This is a genomic window from Streptomyces sp. NPDC001816 (assembly GCF_042892235.1).
Classification (GTDB): domain Bacteria; phylum Actinomycetota; class Actinomycetes; order Streptomycetales; family Streptomycetaceae; genus Streptomyces.
In genome coordinates, this window is record NZ_JBIATY010000020.1 from 15,753 (window position 1) to 34,660 (window position 18,908).

Annotated in this window: 17 protein-coding genes; 9 read left to right on the forward strand and 8 right to left on the reverse strand. The window is 70.0% G+C overall.

All coding sequences use genetic code 11. The annotated features are described in order from the left end of the window. The first annotated feature begins 69 nt into the window (after positions 1–69). Both ACFYZZ_RS43030 and ACFYZZ_RS43035 read left to right on the forward strand, forming a co-directional pair. Positions 70–570, forward strand: a complete 501-nt coding sequence (locus ACFYZZ_RS43030) for a hypothetical protein (protein WP_389188829.1) — start codon at positions 70–72, stop codon at positions 568–570. Between the two features lie 86 nt (positions 571–656). Continuing rightward, the gene (locus ACFYZZ_RS43035; protein WP_389188832.1) at positions 657–1,316 is read left to right on the forward strand and encodes a class I SAM-dependent methyltransferase; all 660 of its coding nucleotides are present in this window, start codon (positions 657–659) and stop codon (positions 1,314–1,316) included. Between the two features lie 3 nt (positions 1,317–1,319). Here ACFYZZ_RS43035 and ACFYZZ_RS43040 read toward each other — a convergent pair whose 3' ends face one another. Next, the gene (locus ACFYZZ_RS43040) at positions 1,320–2,150 is read right to left on the reverse strand and encodes a hypothetical protein (RefSeq protein WP_389188835.1); all 831 of its coding nucleotides are present in this window, start codon (positions 2,148–2,150) and stop codon (positions 1,320–1,322) included. 86 nt (positions 2,151–2,236) lie between these two features. Further along, complete coding sequence (locus tag ACFYZZ_RS43045; protein WP_389188838.1) at positions 2,237–4,513, reverse strand: (Fe-S)-binding protein; 2,277 nt, start codon at positions 4,511–4,513, stop codon at positions 2,237–2,239. Between the two features lie 194 nt (positions 4,514–4,707). Here ACFYZZ_RS43045 and ACFYZZ_RS43050 point away from each other — a divergent pair, with 194 nt between their 5' ends. The 7 genes from ACFYZZ_RS43050 (at position 4,708) to ACFYZZ_RS43080 (ending at position 12,922) form a co-directional block, all read left to right on the forward strand. Continuing rightward, positions 4,708–5,727 carry an MraY family glycosyltransferase gene (locus ACFYZZ_RS43050; protein ID WP_389188840.1) on the forward strand — a complete coding sequence of 340 codons (1,020 nt, stop codon included), beginning with the start codon at positions 4,708–4,710 and terminating at the stop codon, positions 5,725–5,727. Positions 5,728–5,821: 94 nt separating this feature from the next. Next, positions 5,822–7,672 carry a molecular chaperone DnaK gene (gene dnaK, locus ACFYZZ_RS43055; protein WP_389188842.1) on the forward strand — a complete coding sequence of 617 codons (1,851 nt, stop codon included), beginning with the start codon at positions 5,822–5,824 and terminating at the stop codon, positions 7,670–7,672. Continuing rightward, on the forward strand, positions 7,669–8,331 hold the full coding sequence (gene grpE / locus ACFYZZ_RS43060; RefSeq protein WP_389188844.1) for a nucleotide exchange factor GrpE: 663 nt from the start codon (positions 7,669–7,671) through the stop codon (positions 8,329–8,331). Before dnaK ends, grpE begins: the two co-directional genes overlap by 4 nt. A gap of 36 nt (positions 8,332–8,367) precedes the next feature. Next, positions 8,368–9,537 (forward strand): molecular chaperone DnaJ, encoded by a 1,170-nt coding sequence (gene dnaJ / locus ACFYZZ_RS43065; RefSeq protein ID WP_389188847.1) that lies wholly within the window; start codon positions 8,368–8,370, stop codon positions 9,535–9,537. A 5-nt stretch (positions 9,538–9,542) separates the two neighbouring features. Next, positions 9,543–9,992, forward strand: a complete 450-nt coding sequence (locus tag ACFYZZ_RS43070; protein WP_389188850.1) for a heat shock protein transcriptional repressor HspR — start codon at positions 9,543–9,545, stop codon at positions 9,990–9,992. 369 nt (positions 9,993–10,361) lie between these two features. Beyond that, a complete protein-coding gene (locus ACFYZZ_RS43075) occupies positions 10,362–11,468 on the forward strand; it encodes a sugar ABC transporter substrate-binding protein (RefSeq protein WP_389188853.1) in 1,107 nt (368 codons plus the stop codon). 410 nt (positions 11,469–11,878) lie between these two features. Further along, positions 11,879–12,922 (forward strand): LuxR C-terminal-related transcriptional regulator, encoded by a 1,044-nt coding sequence (locus tag ACFYZZ_RS43080; RefSeq protein ID WP_389188856.1) that lies wholly within the window; start codon positions 11,879–11,881, stop codon positions 12,920–12,922. Here ACFYZZ_RS43080 and ACFYZZ_RS43085 read toward each other — a convergent pair. From ACFYZZ_RS43085 to ACFYZZ_RS43110, 6 genes are read right to left on the reverse strand one after another with little or no spacing between them, the layout of a single operon-like run. Continuing rightward, complete coding sequence (locus tag ACFYZZ_RS43085) at positions 12,885–13,865, reverse strand: LuxR C-terminal-related transcriptional regulator (protein WP_389188859.1); 981 nt, start codon at positions 13,863–13,865, stop codon at positions 12,885–12,887. The two genes, ACFYZZ_RS43080 and ACFYZZ_RS43085, sit on opposite strands and share 38 nt — an antisense overlap. After that, entirely contained in the window at positions 13,862–14,851 is a 990-nt protein-coding gene (locus tag ACFYZZ_RS43090) for a LuxR C-terminal-related transcriptional regulator (protein WP_389188862.1), read from the reverse strand. The genes ACFYZZ_RS43085 and ACFYZZ_RS43090 overlap by 4 nt, the downstream gene beginning before the upstream one ends. Next, positions 14,848–15,852 carry a helix-turn-helix transcriptional regulator gene (locus ACFYZZ_RS43095; RefSeq protein ID WP_389188865.1) on the reverse strand — a complete coding sequence of 335 codons (1,005 nt, stop codon included), beginning with the start codon at positions 15,850–15,852 and terminating at the stop codon, positions 14,848–14,850. The genes ACFYZZ_RS43090 and ACFYZZ_RS43095 overlap by 4 nt, the downstream gene beginning before the upstream one ends. After that, entirely contained in the window at positions 15,849–16,847 is a 999-nt protein-coding gene (locus tag ACFYZZ_RS43100; RefSeq protein WP_389188868.1) for a helix-turn-helix transcriptional regulator, read from the reverse strand. The genes ACFYZZ_RS43095 and ACFYZZ_RS43100 overlap by 4 nt, the downstream gene beginning before the upstream one ends. Then, positions 16,844–17,827, reverse strand: a complete 984-nt coding sequence (locus ACFYZZ_RS43105) for a LuxR C-terminal-related transcriptional regulator (protein ID WP_389188870.1) — start codon at positions 17,825–17,827, stop codon at positions 16,844–16,846. The genes ACFYZZ_RS43100 and ACFYZZ_RS43105 overlap by 4 nt, the downstream gene beginning before the upstream one ends. A gap of 21 nt (positions 17,828–17,848) precedes the next feature. Further along, entirely contained in the window at positions 17,849–18,835 is a 987-nt protein-coding gene (locus ACFYZZ_RS43110) for a helix-turn-helix transcriptional regulator (RefSeq protein ID WP_389188873.1), read from the reverse strand. Positions 18,836–18,908 lie beyond the last annotated feature (73 nt).

Consider the following 18,908-nt stretch of genomic DNA (forward strand, 5'->3'; position numbering starts at 1 on the left):
CGTGCGCGCCGAGCCGGGCGAGCCAGTGTCCCCCATCGGGAGGGCACCCATCCAGCAAGGGAGGGAACCATGTCCGTCACGCTCGACAGTCCCACCGCGACCCTCACCCGGGACCCGCAAGCGCTGCTGAACGCAGTCGCACCGCACATCACCGAACTGACCGTCAACGTCTTCGACTCCGGGATGAGCCTGTGGGACCGGGAGATCGCCCTGCTCCTGCGTGACCACACCATGGTGCGCGACATGGCGGAACGGATCCTTGGCAACGCCGTCATGTACGTCATGGGCTCCATCGAGAACCCCGACCAGCACCTCGGGGTCGGCAAGCTCGTCGACATCGGCGTTCACCAGCTCATCCTCGACACACCTGTCTGGTGGGGCATCTGTCGCCTCTACAACTGCGGCCGGTTCAAGCACCACGCCCCGTTCATCCAGCGCCGCCGCGACGGCCTGTGCCTGCGCACGGGTGAGTTCCTCCGCTCCCAGGGCTGGCCCATCGACGACGAACTGTGGGCCATCGACGGCGCGGACTGCTCCCCGTGCGACGACAAGGTCCCCGACAGTCACTGACCCCACTACAGTCGCCCCCGTCCTCACGTTCCCCCCGGAGGGCGGGGGTTGCCCGCGCACCAGTCCGAGACCCTGAGGAACACGCTGTGCCCGTACCGCACGACATCGCCGCCGAGACCGAACTGTGGGACGCCTACGCCGAGTCCGCCTTCAAGGACGATGCCGAGCCGACGTTCTGCTGGACCCAGTACGCCGGGCACGGGCCCGGGCCCGAACTGCTTGGCAGCCCGCGACGCGTCCTGGAGATCGGCTGCGGCACCGGCCGGGCGCTCGCGTTCCTGGCACAGCAGGGCATCGAGGCGCACGGCGTGGACCTCTCTCCGGTCATGGTGAAGAAGACCAGCGAGCGGTGGGCGGACACCGGTGCCACATTCGAGTGCGGGGAGGTCCTGGAGTGGCTGGCGGCCTCCGTCGGCATGTTCGACGCGGTCTACTCGATCTTCGGGGCGGCCTGGTTCGCCGACCCCAGCCGTCTGTTCCCGCTCGTGCGGGCTCGACTCAACCCGAGCGGCGCGTTCGTCTTCTCCCAGCCGCCGGCGATTCCTGGCGCGTATGGCCCCCAAGGCATGTACAAGGGCGGATTCGCGGGCAAGGCCATGTTCACCTACCGCTACAGCTACCGCCCAGCAGTCTGGGAACGCTTCCTGACCCGCGCCGGGTTCACGGCCGCCGAGGCCCGAACCGTGGACGCTCCCAAGCCGGGACACATCGGCACGCTGATCGTTCGTGCCGAAGCCCGACCCTGACGTCTAGGACAGCAGCCCCAGCAACCTGATCAGCCAGAGCACAGCCGGGATTCCGCAGGCGACGCCCCAGATGCCCGTCCCCAGGAAGGCGACCAGGGTTTCCCCCAGCCAGGCCACGCGGGTCGGTGCAAGCACGCGCGAGGGGTCCTGTGGGTCGTACCGGATCTCGTCCCGGAACCCTCGCATGTGCGCGTGCTCCGTGACCTCCTGGCCATCGAGCGTGCGGAAGTGAACGATGTAGCTGCTGCCGCTCTCGCTGGACCAGTCGGACTCGTACCGCGCCCGCACGGTGATGCCTCGCCGCCACAGCACCCACCGCGTGTCCAGCCCGGCCATGCCGACCCACAGACGCAGCAAGGCCACGCTCGCCGGCAGCAAGAACCAGGCGAAGACCCCCAGGGAGGGTTCCGGGGGCAGCCACACCACCAGGGGCAACCCCAGGACCACGTACCAGAAGGCACGCCGCCACCACGGGCTGCCGTGCAGTACCCGGTCCCGCAGGCCGGCCAACACCCGCAAGGGCCATACGCGTTCCGACCGGCGTTGGACGGGCTTCCGCTGCTCTGCGGGGCCCGTGTCGCGCATGATCGCCTCGATTTCGGCGCCGACCGCGGCAACCATGGCCTCGTTGCGATGCCGGAGGGTCATGACACCCTCGAAGAGAGCCACGGTCAGAGACTGCCCCGCGACCTCTACCCGGCGGATCTGCGCCCCCGGCACGGTGACGGTCGTACGCCCCCGCATCCAGTGCAGGGCCTCCCGCTCCACCCACACCCTGGTACGGCCCTTGGACAGGACGACTCCGGCCGAGGCCTTGCTGCTCGAATCCCCCATGGCAGCGGATGCTAGTCCCGCCACGCATACGACGGCACCCCCTGCCTGTGCGGGTCAGGGGGCGCCGTCGGGTCCTGCAGCCGGTGTTACTTCACCGGCTCCGGCTCGCTCTCGGGCTCCGGCTCGCCCGCCGGGTCGACCGGCGTCTTGACGGACTCCAGGAGCAGCTGGGCCACGTCCACGACCTGGATGGACTCCTTGGCCTTGCCCTCGTTCTTCTTGCCGTTGACCGAGTCGGTCAGCATGACGAGGCAGAACGGGCAGGCGGTCGAGACGATGTCGGGGTTGAGGGAGAGGGCCTCGTCGACGCGCTCGTTGTTGATGCGCTTGCCGATCCGCTCCTCCATCCACATCCGCGCGCCACCGGCACCACAGCAGAAGCCGCGCTCCTTGTGGCGGTGCATCTCCTCGTTCCGCAGGCCCGGGACCTTGCCGATGATCTCGCGCGGGGGCGTGTAGATCTTGTTGTGGCGGCCCAGGTAGCACGGGTCGTGGTAGGTGATGATGCCCTCGACCGGGGTGACGGGGATGAGCTTGCCCTCGTCGACCAGGTGCTGCAGCAGCTGGGTGTGGTGGATGACCTCGTAGTCGCCGCCGAGCTGCGGGTACTCGTTGCCGATCGTGTTGAGGCAGTGCGGGCAGGTCGCGACGATCTTCTTCGCCGACTTCGGCTTCCTGGACTCCGGGGTGATGTTGCCCTCGTCGTCCATCTCCTCGCCGAAGGCCATGTTCAGCGCGGCCACGTTCTCCATGCCGAGCTCCTGGAACAGGGGCTCGTTGCCGAGGCGGCGGGCGGAGTCACCGGTGCACTTCTCGTCGCCGCCCATGATCGCGAACTTCACGCCCGCGATGTGGAGCAGCTCGGCGAAGGCCTTCGTGGTCTTCTTGGCGCGGTCCTCGAGGGCGCCGGCGCAGCCGACCCAGTACAGGTACTCGACCTCGGTGAGGTCCTCGATGTCCTTGCCGACGACCGGGACCTCGAAGTCGACCTCCTTGGTCCACTCCAGGCGCTGCTTCTTGGCCAGGCCCCAGGGGTTGCCCTTCTTCTCCAGGTTCTTGAGCATCGTGCCCGCCTCGGAGGGGAAGGCCGACTCGATCATGACCTGGTAGCGGCGCATGTCCACGATGTGGTCGACGTGCTCGATGTCGACGGGGCACTGCTCGACGCAGGCGCCGCAGGTGGTGCAGGACCACAGGACGTCCGGGTCGATGACGCCGTTCTCCTCGGCGGTGCCGATCAGCGGGCGCTCGGCCTCGGCGAGAGCGGCGGCGGGCACCCCGGCCAGCTGCTCCTCGGATGCCTTCTCCTCGCCCTCCATGGTCTTGCCGCCGCCGGCCAGCAGGTACGGCGCCTTGGCGTGCGCGTTGTCCCGCAGGGACATGATCAGCAGCTTGGGGGAGAGGGGCTTGCCGGTGTTCCAGGCCGGGCACTGCGACTGGCAGCGGCCGCACTCGGTGCAGGTGGAGAAGTCCAGCAGGCCCTTCCAGGAGAACTGCTCGACCTGGGAGACACCGAAGACGTCGTCGTCACCCGGGTCGGTGAAGTCGATCGGCTTGCCGCCGGAGGTCATCGGGAGCAGGGCGCCGAGCGAGGTCTCACCGGTGGCGTTCCGCTTGAAGAAGATGTTCGGGAAGGCCAGGAAGCGGTGCCAGGCGACACCCATGTCGGTCTTCAGGGCGACCGTGATCATCCAGATGAAGGAGGTCGCGATCTTCAGGCCCGCGAAGAAGTAGGTGAGGTTCTGGAGCGTGGAGAGGTCCAGGCCCTTCAGCCACGACACCACCGGGTACGAGATGAAGAAGGACGCCTCGTAGCTGTCGACGTGGTGCTGTGCGCCCTCCAGCGCGTGCAGCATGAAGATGCAGACGCCGACGATCAGGATGACGCTCTCGACGAAGTACGCCTGGCCGAAGTTGGAGCCGGCGAAGCGGGACTTGCGGCCCGGATTGCGCGGGTGGCTCAGCTGGCGGATGACGATCAGGGCCAGGATGCCGACCACCGTCATCGTGCCGATGAACTCGACGTAGACGTTGTACGGCGCCCATTCGCCGATGACCGGCAGGATCCAGTCGGCCTGGAACAGCTCGCCGATGGCGTTGACGATCGTCAGCAGCAGGGTGAAGAAGCCCACAGCGACGAACCAGTGCGCCACGCCGACGATGCCCCAGCGGTTCATCCTGGTGTGGCCGAGGAACTCCCTGACCACGGTGAGGGTGCGCTGCACGGGCTCGTCGGTCCGGGTACCCGCGGGCACGCTCTGACCGAGCCGCATGAAGTTGTAGATCTGGAGGAGGGCGCGGGCGAACAAGGCCACGCCGACCACGATCAGAACCAGCGACACGATGATCGCGGCGAGTTGCATTTCGGGGCTCCTCGGGCCTGCGAGGGACATTACTAAGCGGTAACTTATGCAGTCCGTTCGAGACTACCCGCATCCTTACTCGCACTGTAGCCAGGAGCGAGGTGATCTGGGTCGCTGAGGGGAGCCTGAGCAGGCCAGGCAATCAGATCGTGTTATTCGTACCGAATTGCTACTTTCGCGCCTAACTTAGATCCGTGCTGTACGGGATCGCCGCGGCCTCCGCCGCCCTACTCCTCACCGCCGTGCTCGCGGCGCTGCTCCGGGTGCCCGCCCTGCGTGCGGGCATCGTCGACCGGCGGCGCCAGCGGCCCCTGCCGGTGCCCGGAGGGGTGGCGGTCGTGGTCGTCACCTGTCTGGTCGCATGGGCGGGGGTGTGGACGAAGGTCGCGCCGCTGGGGCAGGGGGTCGGCGAGCTGCTCGTCGCCGGGGCCGGGGTCGCCGTGCTGGGGCTGGTCGCCGACGTGTGGCGACTGCGCCTGCGGGTGCTGGTCGCCGGTACGGCCGTGGCGGCGGCCTGCGTGGTGCCGTACGACGAGACGGGCCTGTGGGGCGGGATCCTGGCCGTGGGCTGGATCGTCTTCGCCTCCCTCGCCTTCAAGGGGCTCGACCACGCCGACGGGCTGGCGGGCACGGTCGGGGTGATCACCGCCTTCGGGGCGGGTGTCTGTGCCGCCGTCGAGGTGATGGACGGGCTCGCGGTGCTGCTCAGCGTCTTCGCGGCCGCCCTCACCGGCTTCCTGATGCACAACTGGCATCCCGCGCGGGTGGGAATGGGGGCCTGCGGTTCGCTGTTCACCGGGTTCCTGCTCTCCTCGGCCGCCGTCTTCACGCGCGCGGGCTACGCGCTCGGGCCGACCGCGGGCGTGCTGTTCTGCCTCGGTGCCGTGGCCGCCGCCGACTTCCTGCTCGTGGTCCTCGCGCGCGGGACGAGCCGCCGGCCGCTGCTCAGGCGGGGCCCGGACCATCTCGCGCACCGGCTGCGGCGGCTCGGGCTCACCACGCCGGGGGTCGTCGTGCTGCTCGGCGTCGGAACCTTCTCCACGGTGCTCGTGGGGGTGCTCGTGGATGCCGGGTGGACGGGGGAGACAGTCGTGCTGTGGGTGGCCGGCGGGGTGGTCCTCGCGGTTCTCGTACTCCTTCGCATCTCTGTCCAGCAACCCCAGCGGACGGAATCGACGCAGGTCAGAGGGCAGTTGCGTGTAAGGAGCGGATAAGAGTTGAGTCTGGCTGGCTCAGGTCTGTTGACCCGGAGGACCCGCTCGTGCACACTTGAGCCTGTTCCACTCAAGTCAGCTGGAGGAATCAACCATGGCACGTGCGGTCGGCATCGACCTGGGCACGACTAACTCCGTCGTCAGCGTTCTTGAAGGCGGCGAGCCCACCGTCATCACCAACGCCGAGGGTGCCCGGACCACGCCGTCCGTCGTCGCCTTCGCGAAGAACGGCGAGGTGCTCGTCGGCGAGGTCGCCAAGCGCCAGGCGGTCACCAACGTCGACCGGACCATCCGGTCCGTGAAGCGCCACATGGGCACCGACTGGAAGATCCAGCTGGACGGGAAGGACTTCAACCCGCAGCAGATCTCCGCCTTCATCCTGCAGAAGCTGAAGCGCGACGCCGAGGCCTACCTGGGCGAGAAGGTGACCGACGCGGTCATCACCGTCCCGGCCTACTTCAACGACTCCGAGCGCCAGGCGACGAAGGAGGCCGGCGAGATCGCCGGTCTGAACGTCCTGCGTATCGTCAACGAGCCCACCGCGGCCGCGCTCGCCTACGGCCTCGACAAGGACGAGCAGATCATCCTGGTCTTCGACCTCGGTGGCGGCACGTTCGACGTCTCGCTGCTGGAGATCGGCGACGGCGTCGTCGAGGTGAAGGCCACCAACGGTGACAACCACCTCGGTGGTGACGACTGGGACCAGCGCGTCGTCGACTACCTGGTGCAGCAGTTCAAGGCCGGCCACGGCGTGGACCTCGCCAAGGACAAGATGGCTCTGCAGCGTCTGCGCGAGGCTGCCGAGAAGGCGAAGATCGAGCTGTCCTCGTCCACCGAGACCACGATCAACCTGCCCTACATCACCGCGTCCGCCGAGGGCCCGCTGCACCTGGACGAGAAGCTCACCCGGGCGCAGTTCCAGCAGCTGACGGCCGACCTGCTGGAGCGCTGCAAGACGCCGTTCCACAACGTCATCAAGGACGCCGGCATCTCCCTCGGCGAGATCGACCACGTCGTCCTCGTCGGTGGCTCCACCCGTATGCCCGCCGTCGCCGAGCTGGTCAAGGAGCTGACCGGCGGCAAGGACGCCAACAAGGGCGTGAACCCGGACGAGGTCGTCGCCATCGGCGCCTCGCTCCAGGCCGGTGTCCTCAAGGGCGAGGTCAAGGACGTCCTGCTCCTCGACGTCACCCCGCTGTCCCTCGGTATCGAGACCAAGGGCGGCATCATGACCAAGCTGATCGAGCGCAACACCACGATCCCGACCAAGCGCTCCGAGATCTTCACGACGGCCGAGGACAACCAGCCGTCCGTGCAGATCCAGGTCTACCAGGGCGAGCGCGAGATCGCGGCGTACAACAAGAAGCTCGGCATGTTCGAGCTGACTGGTCTGCCGCCGGCGCCGCGTGGCGTCCCGCAGATCGAGGTCTCCTTCGACATCGACGCCAACGGCATCATGCACGTCACGGCCAAGGACCTTGGCACGGGCAAGGAGCAGAAGATGACCGTCACCGGCGGCTCCTCGCTGCCGAAGGACGAGGTCGACCGCATGCGCCAGGAGGCCGAGCAGTACGCGGACGAGGACCACCGCCGCCGCGAGGCCGCCGAGACCCGCAACCAGGGCGAGCAGCTCGTCTACCAGACCGAGAAGTTCCTCAAGGACAACGAGGACAAGGTCCCGGGCGAGATCAAGACCGAGGTCGAGGCCTCCGTCGAGGAGCTGAAGGCCGCGCTCAAGGGCGAGGACACCGCCGAGATCCGCACCGCCACGGAGAAGGTCGCGGCCGTCTCGCAGAAGCTGGGCCAGGCCATGTACGCCGACGCCCAGGCCGCGCAGGCCGCGGGCGGTCCCGAGGGTGCCACCGCCGGTGGCGCCAGGCTCGCCGACGACGACGTGGTCGACGCCGAGATCGTGGACGACGAGCGCAAGGACGGTGCCGCGTGACGGAGGAGACCCCGGGCTTCGAGGAGAAGCCCGACGTCCCCTCCGGCGCGACCCCCGAAGACGCCGAGTCGAAGGCCGCTCCCAATGAGGGGGCGGCCCCGGCCGGGGACGTAGCAGCAGACGCGGGTCTGGTGGCCCAGCTGGACCAGGTGCGCATGGCTCTGAACGAGCGCACCCTGGACCTCCAGCGGCTCCAGGCCGAGTACCAGAACTACCGCCGCCGAGTGGAGCGCGACCGGGTCGCGGTCCGGGAGGTCGCCATCGCGAACCTTCTGACCGAACTCCTGCCCGTGCTCGACGACATCGGCCGCGCGCGGGAACACGGCGAACTGGTCGGCGGCTTCAAGTCGGTGGCCGAGTCGCTGGAGACCGTCGCGGCCAAGATGGGCCTGCAGCAGTTCGGCAAGGAGGGCGAGCCCTTCGACCCGACGATCCACGAGGCCCTGATGCACAGCTACGCACCGGACGTCACCGAGACGACGTGCGTGGCCATCCTGCAGCCCGGGTATCGCATCGGCGAACGCACCATCCGCCCCGCGCGGGTGGCCGTCGCCGAGCCGCAGCCGGGCGCGCAGGCCGTCAAGGCGGAGGGCACCGAGGAGACCACCGAGGCGCCCGCGGCCGACGACAAGGAGAACGGTGGCCCGGAGGAGGGCTGACGTAATCACCGAAGACAGGAAGGAGGGGCGTCGGGGATGAGCACCAAGGACTTCATCGAGAAGGACTACTACAAGGTCCTCGGCGTCCCCAAGGACGCCACCGAGGCCGAGATCAAGAAGGCGTACCGGAAGCTCGCCCGCGAGTTCCACCCGGACGCCAACAAGGGCAACGCCAAGGCCGAGGAGCGCTTCAAGGAGATCTCCGAGGCGAACGACGTCCTCGGCGACGCCAAGAAGCGCAAGGAGTACGACGAGGCACGCGCCCTGTTCGGCAACGGCGGCTTCCGCCCCGGGCCGGGCGCCGGCGGCGGCTCCTTCAACTTCGACCTGGGCGACCTCTTCGGGGGCAACGCACAGAGCGGGGGCGGCTTCGGCGGCGGCATCGGTGACGTCTTCGGGGGCCTGTTCAACCGCGGCGGGACCACGGGCACCCGTACCCAGCCGCGGCGCGGCCAGGACATCGAGTCCGAGGTCACGCTGAGCTTCACGGAGGCCATCGAGGGCGCCACGGTGCCCCTGAGGATGTCCTCCCAGGCGCCGTGCAAGGCCTGCTCCGGCACCGGCGACAAGAACGGCACACCGCGGGTGTGCCCGACCTGTGTCGGCACCGGGCAGGTCGCCCGGGGTTCGGGCGGCGGCTTCTCGCTGACCGATCCCTGCCCCGACTGCAAGGGCCGCGGCCTGATCGCCGAGCACCCCTGCCTGGAGTGCAAGGGCAGCGGCCGCGCCAAGTCGTCGCGCACGATGCAGGTCCGCATCCCGGCGGGCGTCACCGACGGGCAGCGGATCCGGCTGCGCGGCAAGGGCGCGCCCGGCGAGCGGGGCGGACCGGCGGGCGACCTGTATGTGATGGTCCATGTCGGCGAGCACCCGGTGTTCGGGCGCAAGGGCGACAACCTCACCGTCAGCGTGCCGGTCACGTTCGCCGAGGCGGCCCTCGGCGGGGAGGTGCGGGTCCCCACCCTCGGCGGCCCCGCCGTCACCCTGAAGCTGCCGCCCGGCACCCCCAACGGCCGCACCATGCGCGCCCGGGGCAAGGGCGCGGTCCGCAAGGACGGCACCCGTGGCGACCTTCTGGTCACCGTCGAGGTGAGTGTCCCGAAGGACGTCTCGGGGAAGGCTCGTGACGCACTGGAGGCGTATCGCGAGGCGACCGCGGACGAGGACCCGCGGGCGGAGCTGTTCGAGGCCGCGAAGGGAGATTGAGGGTGATGGACGGCCGTCGGCGTAACCCGTACGAACTGACCGAGGAGAGCCCGGTCTACGTCATCTCGGTCGCGGCCCAGCTCTCCGGACTCCACCCGCAGACGCTGCGCCAGTACGACCGCCTGGGTCTGGTCTCCCCCGACCGCACCGCCGGCCGGGGCCGCCGCTACTCGGCCCGTGACATCGAGCTGCTCCGCCAGGTGCAGGCGCTGTCCCAGGACGAGGGCATCAACCTGGCCGGTATCAAGCGGATCATCGAACTGGAGAACCAGGTCGCCGCGCTCCAGTCCCGCGTCGCGGAGCTGCAGTCGGCCCTGGACGGCGCGGCGGCCGCGATGCAGCAGCGCGAGGCCGCCGTCCACGCCTCCTACCGCCGCGACCTGGTCCCGTACCAGGAGGTCCAGCAGACCAGCGCGCTGGTGGTGTGGCGGCCGAAGCGGCAGCAGAACGACTGAGCGTCTGTGACAGCTGAAAGGGGCCCGGCTTCCGGGCCCCTTTTGCGTGCGAGAAGTGGGTGGCTGGGTTCATTCGGTCCTCTGCTCGAGTCGGAGAGACGGTGCGCGGCCGCCGGTGATCACGACTCGCGGGGATTGCCGATGATTGTGCGGATCTTTGCCTTCCCATGAACTCCGTTTGGATGGAGGGTCCGTAAAGGGTGTTTGGAGGTGATTCCGTTCCTCCTTCACAGGTGCAGCGGAGCGTGGTGTTGCGGACTCGTTAAGTAGTTCGGCTTGACGCCGGGTAGCGGCTCCGCGTTGGCTTTTCGGACACCTGGGTCGTAAAGCAGCACCCTCGTCCGGAACACACCTGAAGTGAGCCCTCGTATGCGTCGTATCGCCATAGCCGTGGCTGCATCCACGATGACCCTTTCGCTTGCCGGCTGCGGCGTGCTGGACGCGACGGGGGACGGCGCGAGCGCGAGCCCGACGAAGGGCGACGACGTCACCATCGGGCTGCTGCTGCCGGAGAAGGCGAACAGCCGCTACGACAAGTTCGACTACCCGATCATCAAGAGCAAGGTCGAGGAGCTGACCGACAAGAAGGGGACGGTCAAGTACGCCAACGCCGACGCGGACGCCGCCCGGCAGGCCGGCCAGATGCAGACGATGATCGACGACAAGGTCGACGTCATCATGGTCGACGCGGTCGACTCGCACGCCATCGCGGGCCAGGTGAAGAAGGCCAAGGACGCAGGCATCCCGGTCATCGCCTACGACCGGCTGGCCGAGGGCCCGATCGACGCCTACATCTCCTTCGACAACGAGCTGGTCGGCGAGGTGCAGGCCCGCACGCTGCTGGAGGCGCTGGGCTCGAACGTCGACACCTCCGACAAGGTCGTCATGGTGAACGGCTCGCCCACCGACCCGAACGCCAAGCAGTTCAAGCAGGGCGCGCTGTCCGAGCTGAACGGCAAGGTGACGATCGCGGAGACCTACGACACCACGGACTGGAAGCCCGAGAACGCCCAGGCCGAGATGACCGAGGCGATCAGCAAGATCGGCAAGAACAACATCGCCGGGGTCTACGCCGCCAACGACGGCATGGCGGGCGGTGTCATCAAGGCGCTGAAGGCGGCCGGTGTCACCAGCCTGCCCCCGATCACCGGCCAGGACGCCGAACTGGACGCGGTGCAGCGGGTCGTCGCCGGCGAGCAGTACATGAGCGTCTACAAGTCCTACCCCGACGAGGCCGAGGCCGCTGCCCAGATGGCCGTCACCAAGGTGCAGGGCAAGGACATCCAGTTCGACGCCCTCACCCAGGACAAGGTGGACAGCCCCACCGCCAAGGCCATCCCGTCCAAGCTGGTCCAGGTGAGCCCCCTGATCAAGAGCAGCATCAAGGACACGGTCATCGCCGACGGGATCTACACGATCGACGAGATCTGCACCCCCAAGTACAAGGCGGCCTGCGCGGCCATCGGCCTGAAGTAGGGCCCGGGGCGGTAGCCCCTCGGCCCGGAGCCGGGCAGGGGCAGAGGGCTCGCACGTGACGCGGCGGGCGCCGGAAGGTCTCGGCGCCTGCCGCGTCACGTGCTGAGCGGCCCTCCCGTATCGCGCCACCCCCGTGGGCGCGATACGACGGTCCCGGCCGAACGGGGGGAGTCCGACCGGGACCGCTCCGGGTGCTGCTGCACCCGGGGGAAGCGAGATCAACGATGCCCCCGGTGGGGTGCGGCCCACCACCATCATCTTGTTGCAATGCGACGGGCGGAGGCCGGTTGAAAACGGGTCGTAACGTCGGTTTTCGCCTCCCGTGGTGCGTGGAGCCGTGTTGCGGACCCGGTCCGGGCCGCGCATAGTTGCGCTGCGGAAGAGGCAGCAAGCCGGGGGTGGAATGGGCGATGGCCAGGCACGGGACGGAGAAGCATCCCCACGGTGCCGACCGACTGTGCGAGGCCGGGGATCGCGTGTATTCCCGGGCCGTACGTCGGGGACGGGTGCCGCGCACGGACGCGGAACAGGTGCCCTGCCTGCTGGAGCTGGCCCTGCTGCACCCCGATCCGGACGACATGGACTGGCTGGTGCCGACCTCCCCGCAGGAGGTCATGACCCGGCTGCTGCGCGGGGTCTACGACGAGGTCAGGGAGAGCCAGCAGCGGGTGGGTTCGGCGGTGGCCGCGGTCGAGCGGTACGCCGGTCTGGGCCGGCAGCTGCAGGCGCCGGCGGCACCGGGCGAGGGCACCGCCATCCGCGTGCTGGACGGGCTGTCCCGCATCCAGGCCGCGATGGACGAGGCGACCGAGGCGTGCACCACCGAGGTGCTCACCGTGCAGCCAGGTGGCATCCGGCGCGAGGCCGAGCTGACCGAGGGACTGCACCGGGCGCTGGCGCTGCGCGGCCGGGGCGTGCGCATGCGCGACCTGTACACGCATGTGGCCCGGCACGGGCAGGGGCTGCTCAACTACCTGGAGCTGATGGGTGACACGGTGGAGGCCCGCACCCTGGACGAGGTCATCGACCGGCTGATCGTCTTCGACCGCACGGTCGTCTTCATCCCCGCCAACGCCGAGCGCACGATGGCCCTGGAGCTGCGCCACCCGGCGCTGGTCGAGTACTTCGTCACCGTCTTCGAGCGGCTGTGGCGGCTCGCCCTGCCGCTGACGGCTCCGCTCCCCGACACCGGCATCGAGGGCATCTCACACCGCGAGCGCTCCATCGCCGCACTGCTCGCCGAGGGCCACCAGGACGCGGTGATCGCCGAGCGGCTCGGCATAAGCGTCCGCACCTGCCGGGCCCACATCGCCCGCCTGTCGGACACCCTCGGCGCGGCCAGCCGTACCCAACTGGGCGTGCGCATCGCCCAGGTCGGCCTGAACGGCCCCCCGCACCCCGGCCCGCCGGCCGCGCTCACGCTTCCCGGTCAAGGATCCCCGAGCGCGCGATGAGGTAGCCGAGCTGGGCGCGGCTGTCGCTGCCGAGGGTGGTGGCGAGTTTGGCGATGTGGACGCGGGCGGTGCGGACGTTCATGCCGAGGCGGTCGGCGATGACGGTGTCGGTGTGGCCTTCCACGAGGAGGGCGGCGATGGCCCGTTGGCGCGGGGTGACGCCGCCCAGTGTGGGGCGCTGGACGGCCTCGGGGTACATGGGGGTGGCCAGCCGCCACAGCCGCTCGAAGGTCGTGACGAAGTACGTCAGCAGGGCCGGGTGGCGCACCTCCAGCGCGAGCCGGCCGTCGTCGCCCGCGGGGATGAACGCCACCGTGCGGTCGACGACGATGAGCCGGTCCGGCAGCTCGTCGAGACCGCGCGCCATGGTGTCGCCCCGCAACCGCTCGAAACCGGCCTGCACGGCGGGCAGATGACGCACGGCGTGCTGGTAGAGGGCGCGGATACGGCCGCCCCGGTCGAGCAGTGCCTGGTCGCGGGAGTAGGCGGCCGCGCTGGCGGCCTCGCCGCGCGGGCCGCTGAGCCCGGCGTGCGACTGGATGCAGAGCACCTCCTCGGCGGCCTCGGCCATCGTCTCGGTGATGGCCCGGTTGATCCGCTCGGTGCCGCTGTGCAGCCGCAGCAGGGGGGTGCCCGGCCCGCTGCCGTGCGGGGTGTCGATCCGCATCAGCGACGCGAACTGCTCCACCAGCCGTTCCTCCCGCCGCCGTTCGTCGGCGACACGCGCCGCTGAGGTGCTCAGCAGCCGGTGCAGGGCCGCGGCCGGGGAGACCGGCTCCAGCAGCTCCGGATCGTCCAGGACCGGGTGCAGCAGCCCCAGGTCGGTCAGACAGGGGGCGTCCGCCGCGTCCACGGCCCGTACGTGGCCGTCCAGCAGGGCCTGCTCGTACAGCTTGGCGCCGACGGCGCACAGCTCCTCTATCCCGTGCTCGAGGTGGGTCATCGGACCGCCTCCTCCCGCTCCAGGATCCCCGAGCGTGCGATGAGGTAGCCGAGCTGGGCGCGGCTGTCGCTGCCGAGGGTGGTGGCGAGTTTGGCGATGTGGACGCGGGCGGTGCGGACGTTCATGCCGAGGCGGTCGGCGATGACGGTGTCGGTGTGGCCTTCCACGAGGAGGGCGGCGATGGCCCGTTGGCGCGGGGTGACGCCGCCCAGTGTGGGGCGCTGGACGGCCTCGGGGTACATGGGGGTGGCCAGCCGCCAGAGGCGGTCGAAGGCGGTTACGAAGAAGCGGAGCAGGGCCGGGTGGCGCACCTCCAGGGCGAGCAGGCCGTCGTCGCCGGCCGGGATGAACGCCACCGTCCGGTCGACGACGATGAGCCGGTCCGGCAGCTCGTCCAGCGTGCGCGCCTCCGCCTCCCCGCGCAGCTCCTCGTAGCGGGCGAGGACGAGCGGCACATGGCGCTGGGTGTGCTGGTAGAGGGTGCGGATACGGCCGCCCCGGTCGAGCAGCGCCTGGTCGCGGTCCATGGCCACCGCCTGCGCGGCCCGGCCGCGGTCGGTGTTGTAGTGCACGTTGGGCTGGATGCAGAGCACCTCGTCGGCCGCCTGGGCCATGGCGTCGCTGATGGCGCCGTTGATGCGTTCCGTGCCGCTGAGGATCCGCAGGGTGGGGGTGTCGGTGTGCGTCCCGTGCCGGGGCGCGACGCGCATCAGCGGCTCGAACAGCTTCGTCAGCCGCTCCTCGCGGCGGCGTTCCTCGGCGATACGGACGCGGGAGCCGCGCAGCAGATGGTTCAGCAGGGCGGCGGGGGCTACGGGTTCGAGCCGGCCGAGGTCGTCGACGGACGGGTGCAGCAGCCCGAGGTCGGTCAGGCAGGGGGTGTCCGCCGCGTCCGCGGTGCGGATGTGGCCGGCCCGCAGGGCCCGCTCGTACAGCTCGGCGCCCGCGTCGCACAGCTCGTCGATCCCGTGCTCAAGGTGGGTCACCGGACCGCCTCCTCCAGCTCGAGTATCCCGGACGTCGCTATCAGATAGCCGAGTTGGGCCCGGCTCTCGCTGCCGAGGGTGGCGGCGAGCTTGGCGATGTGGTCCCGGGTGGTGCGGACGTTCATGCCGAGCCGCTCGGCGATGACGGCGTCGGTGTGGCCCTCGGTCAGCAGCCGGGCGATGGCGCGCCGGCGTGGGGTGACGCCGCCCAGCGTGGGGCGCCGGACCGGTTGCGGGTACATGGGCGTGGCCAGCTGCCACAGCCGCTCGAAGGTGGTCACGAAGTACGCGACCAGCGCCGGGTGGCGGACCTCCAGCGCGAGGGTGCCGTCGTCGTCCGCGGGGAGGTAGGCCACCTGGCGGTCCATGACGATGAGCCGGTCGGTCAGCTCGTCCAGGCAGCGGCCCTCGACGTCGCCGACGAGCCGCTCGTTGTAGGCGTGCACGGCCGGCAGATGGACCACCGTGTGCTGGAAGAGGGTGCGGATACGGCCGCCACGGTCGAGCAACCGCTGGTCGCGGTGGTAGGCGACGTCATGGGCGACCTCGCCGCGCGGGCCGGCGAGGCCGGTGTGCGGCTGGATGCACAGGACCTCCTTGCGCGCCTGCTCCATCGCCTCGGTGAGGGCCTGGTTGATCCGCTGGGTGCCGCTGTGCAGCCGCAGCAGCGGGGATTCGGCTCCGGTGTCGGCGGCCCGCGGCCCGTCCGTCCGCATCAGCGGCTCGAACTGCTCCACCAGCCGGTCCTCGCGCCGGTACTCGTCCGCGATCCGGGCCCGGGAGCCGCGCAGCAACCGGATCAGGGCGGCGGCGGGGGCCACGGGTTCGAGGCGGACGGGGTCGTCGTGGGCCGGGTGCAGCAGCCCGAAGCGGGTGAGGCAGGGTGCCTCGACGGCCTCCTGCGCGCACAACCAGCCGTCACGCAGGGCCTGTTCGTACAGCTTCACCCCGGCGGCGCACAGCTCTTCGGCTCCGTGGTCCCGGTGTGGTGCCGCGCTCACTCCGATGTCTCCTCCTGCTTCAGGATCCCCGACTCGCCGATCAGATAGCCCAGTTGGGCCCGGCTCTCGCTGCCGAGGGTGGCGGCGAGCTTGGCGATGTGGAGGCGGGCGGTACGGACGTTCATGCCGAGGCGGTCGGCGATGGCCGTGTCGGTGTGGCCTTCGACGAGGAGGGCGGCGATGGCGCGCTGGCGCGGGGTGATGTCGCCCTGCGCCGGCGGCTGGGCGACCTCGGGGTACATGGGCGTGGCCAGGTGCCAGAGCCGGTCGAAGACCGTGACGAGGTAGTCGACCATGGCCGGGTGGCGGATCTCCAGGGCGAGCGTGCGCTCCTTGTTCGCGGGGATGAAGGCCACGGCCCGGTCGAAGACGAGCAGCCGCTCGGTGACCTCGTTCAGCGTGCGCGCCTCCACGTCGCCGTGCAGCCGTTCGTAGCGGGACTGCACGGTGGGGGCGTGTCGCAGCGTGTGCTGGTAGAGGGTGCGAATGCGTCCGCCGCGGTCCAGCAGCGCCTGGTCGCGGTCGTAGGCGAGCTGGTGGATCTCGGGCGGCGTACGGGTGTGGGTGTGGTGGGGGTGGATCGCGAGGCACTCGGTCTGGGCGTCCGCCATGACGTGGGAGATGGCCTGGTTGATCCGGTCGTTGCCGCTGTGCACCCGCAGCGTCGGCGTCTCGCCGGAGGCCTCGGTGAGGCCGGCGCTCGCCCGCAGCAACGGCTCGAAGGCCTGGGCGAGGCGGGCTTCGCGCCGCCGTTCCTCGGCGACGCGCTCCGCGGAGGTGCGCAGCAGCTGTTGCAGGGCGACGGCGGCGGCGACGGGCTCCAGCACATCCATGTCCGTGACGGTCGGCTGCAGCAGCCCGAACCGCAGCAGGCAGGGAGCCTCTGCGGCCTCCGCGCCGCTGATCCGCCCCTCGTGCAGGGCGCGTTCGTACAGCGCCGTCCCCGCCGGGCACAGCTCCTCCAAGCCGTGCTCAGGGTGCGGGGCCGCGCTCACTCGTGTTCCTCCTCCAGGTCGAGTATCCCCGACTGCCCTATGAGGTAGCCGAGTTGGGTCCGGCTCTGGCTGCCGAGGGTGGCGGCGAGCTTGGCGATGTGGAGGCGGGCGGTGCGGACGTTCATGCCCAGTCGGTCCGCGATGGCGGTGTCGGTGTGGCCCTCGGTCAGCAGCCGGGCGATGGCGCGCTGGCGCGGGGTGAAGCCGTTCAGGGACGGGCGCTGGGCGACCTCGGGGTACATGGGGCTGGCCAGGTGCCAGAGGCGGTCGAAGATGATCGCGAAGTAGTCGAGCAGCGCCGGGTGGCGGATCTCCAGGGCGAGGGTGCGGTCTTTGTTCGCGGGGATGAAGGCCACCTGGCGGTCGATGATGAGCAGCCGCTCGGTGACCTCGTCCAGGGTGCGGGCCTCCACGTCGCCGCGCAGCTGCTCGTAGCGGGAGGCGACCCTCGGCACGTGGCGCTGGGTGTGCTGGTAGAGGGTGCGGATACGGCCGCCGCGGTCGAGCAGCGCCTGGTCGCGGATCAGGGAGGCCTTCCGTACGGCGTCGTTCCCGCGGCTGTGGGGCTGGATGGCGAGGATCTCCCCGCAGACGCGCTCCATGGCCTCGGAGATGGCGACGTTGATGCGGTCGAGTCCGCTCAGCATCCGGATGCCCGCGACCTCCGCCGGGGCCGGATCCGGTGCCGCGAGGACGAGGAGCGGTTCCAGCGCCTCGGCGAGCCGGGCGCCCTGCCGGCGCCGGTGGGCGATGTCCTCGTCCATGGTGCGCAGCAGCCGGGGGAGGGCGACGGCGGGCGCCACGGGTCGCAGCCGCCGCGGGTCCGTCACGTCCGGCTGCAGAAGTCCCGCGTCGAGGAGACAGGGCAGCGCTTCGGCATCGTCGGCCGGGACCTGGCCCTCACGCAGCGCGCGGGTGTAGAGCTGCAGACCCGCCTCGCACAGTTCCTCCGGTCCGTGGTCGTGCGCTGTTGCGGTCAAAGATGGCTCTCCCCGTGTGGTTCAGGGCTCCTGCTTCAGGATTCCGGACTGGGCTATGAGGAATCCGAGCTGGGCCCGGCTGCCGCTGCCCAGGGCCTGGGCGAGCTTGGCGATGTGGGCGCGGCAGGTGCGGACGTTCATGCCCAGGCGGCGGGCGATGGCCTCGTCGACATGGCCCTCGACCAGGAGCTTGGCGATGGAGTGCTGGATGTCGGTGATTCCGTCGGGGGCGGTCTCGTAGGGCGCGCCGGCGCTCAGCGGTACCGCCCGGTTCCACATGAACTCGAACACCTTGATCAGGTAGCCCACCAGGCCGGGGTGACGCAGTTCCAGGGCCACCTGACGGTCGTCCCGGATGGGGATGAACGCCACGGTCTCGTCGCAGATGATGAGCCGCTCCACCAGTTCGTCGATGGTGCGGTACTCCACTTTGCCGTTGGCGAACTGGTCCACGTACGCCAGCCGGTCCGGACTGTACCTGGCCGTGTGCTGGTAGAGGGTCCGGATCCGGACCCCGCGTTCGATCAGCGGCTTGTCGCGTTCGAGGCCCTCGATGAGCCGGTGTTCGGGGCGGCGCCGGCCGCTGGGCTGCACCGTGAGCATCTCCGTACGGCACTGGGCCGTGGCCAGATCCAGCGCCGCGTTGATCCGGTCGAGCCCCTCGAGGACGGTGATCGAGTGGGTCGGCGCGCTCTCCTGGGCACTGAGTGCCATGAACGGCTCGAAGGCGTCGGCGAGGGCCACGGACATCCGCCGCCGGTCGCTGATCTCCTGCTCCAGGGGGTGGAGGCGCTGGGCCAGGGCCACCGTCGGCAGGACGGGGCGCAGCCAGTTCGCATCGTCCGGATCCGGGTGAAGGAGGGCGAACTCCATCAGACATGGAGCAGCCTCGGCATCCGCCCGCGCGATGCGACCGGTGCGCAGGGCCGTCGCGTAGAGCCGGTTGCCTTCGTCACACAGCTCGGTCACCGCATGGGGATGTGTCGCCTTAGTCCCATTTGTTGCCAAATCTCCACCCCCCAGGGTCCTGAACGTGCAGGAACATGATGCACCGATCGTGTGGTCATGACGTGCCCGAATG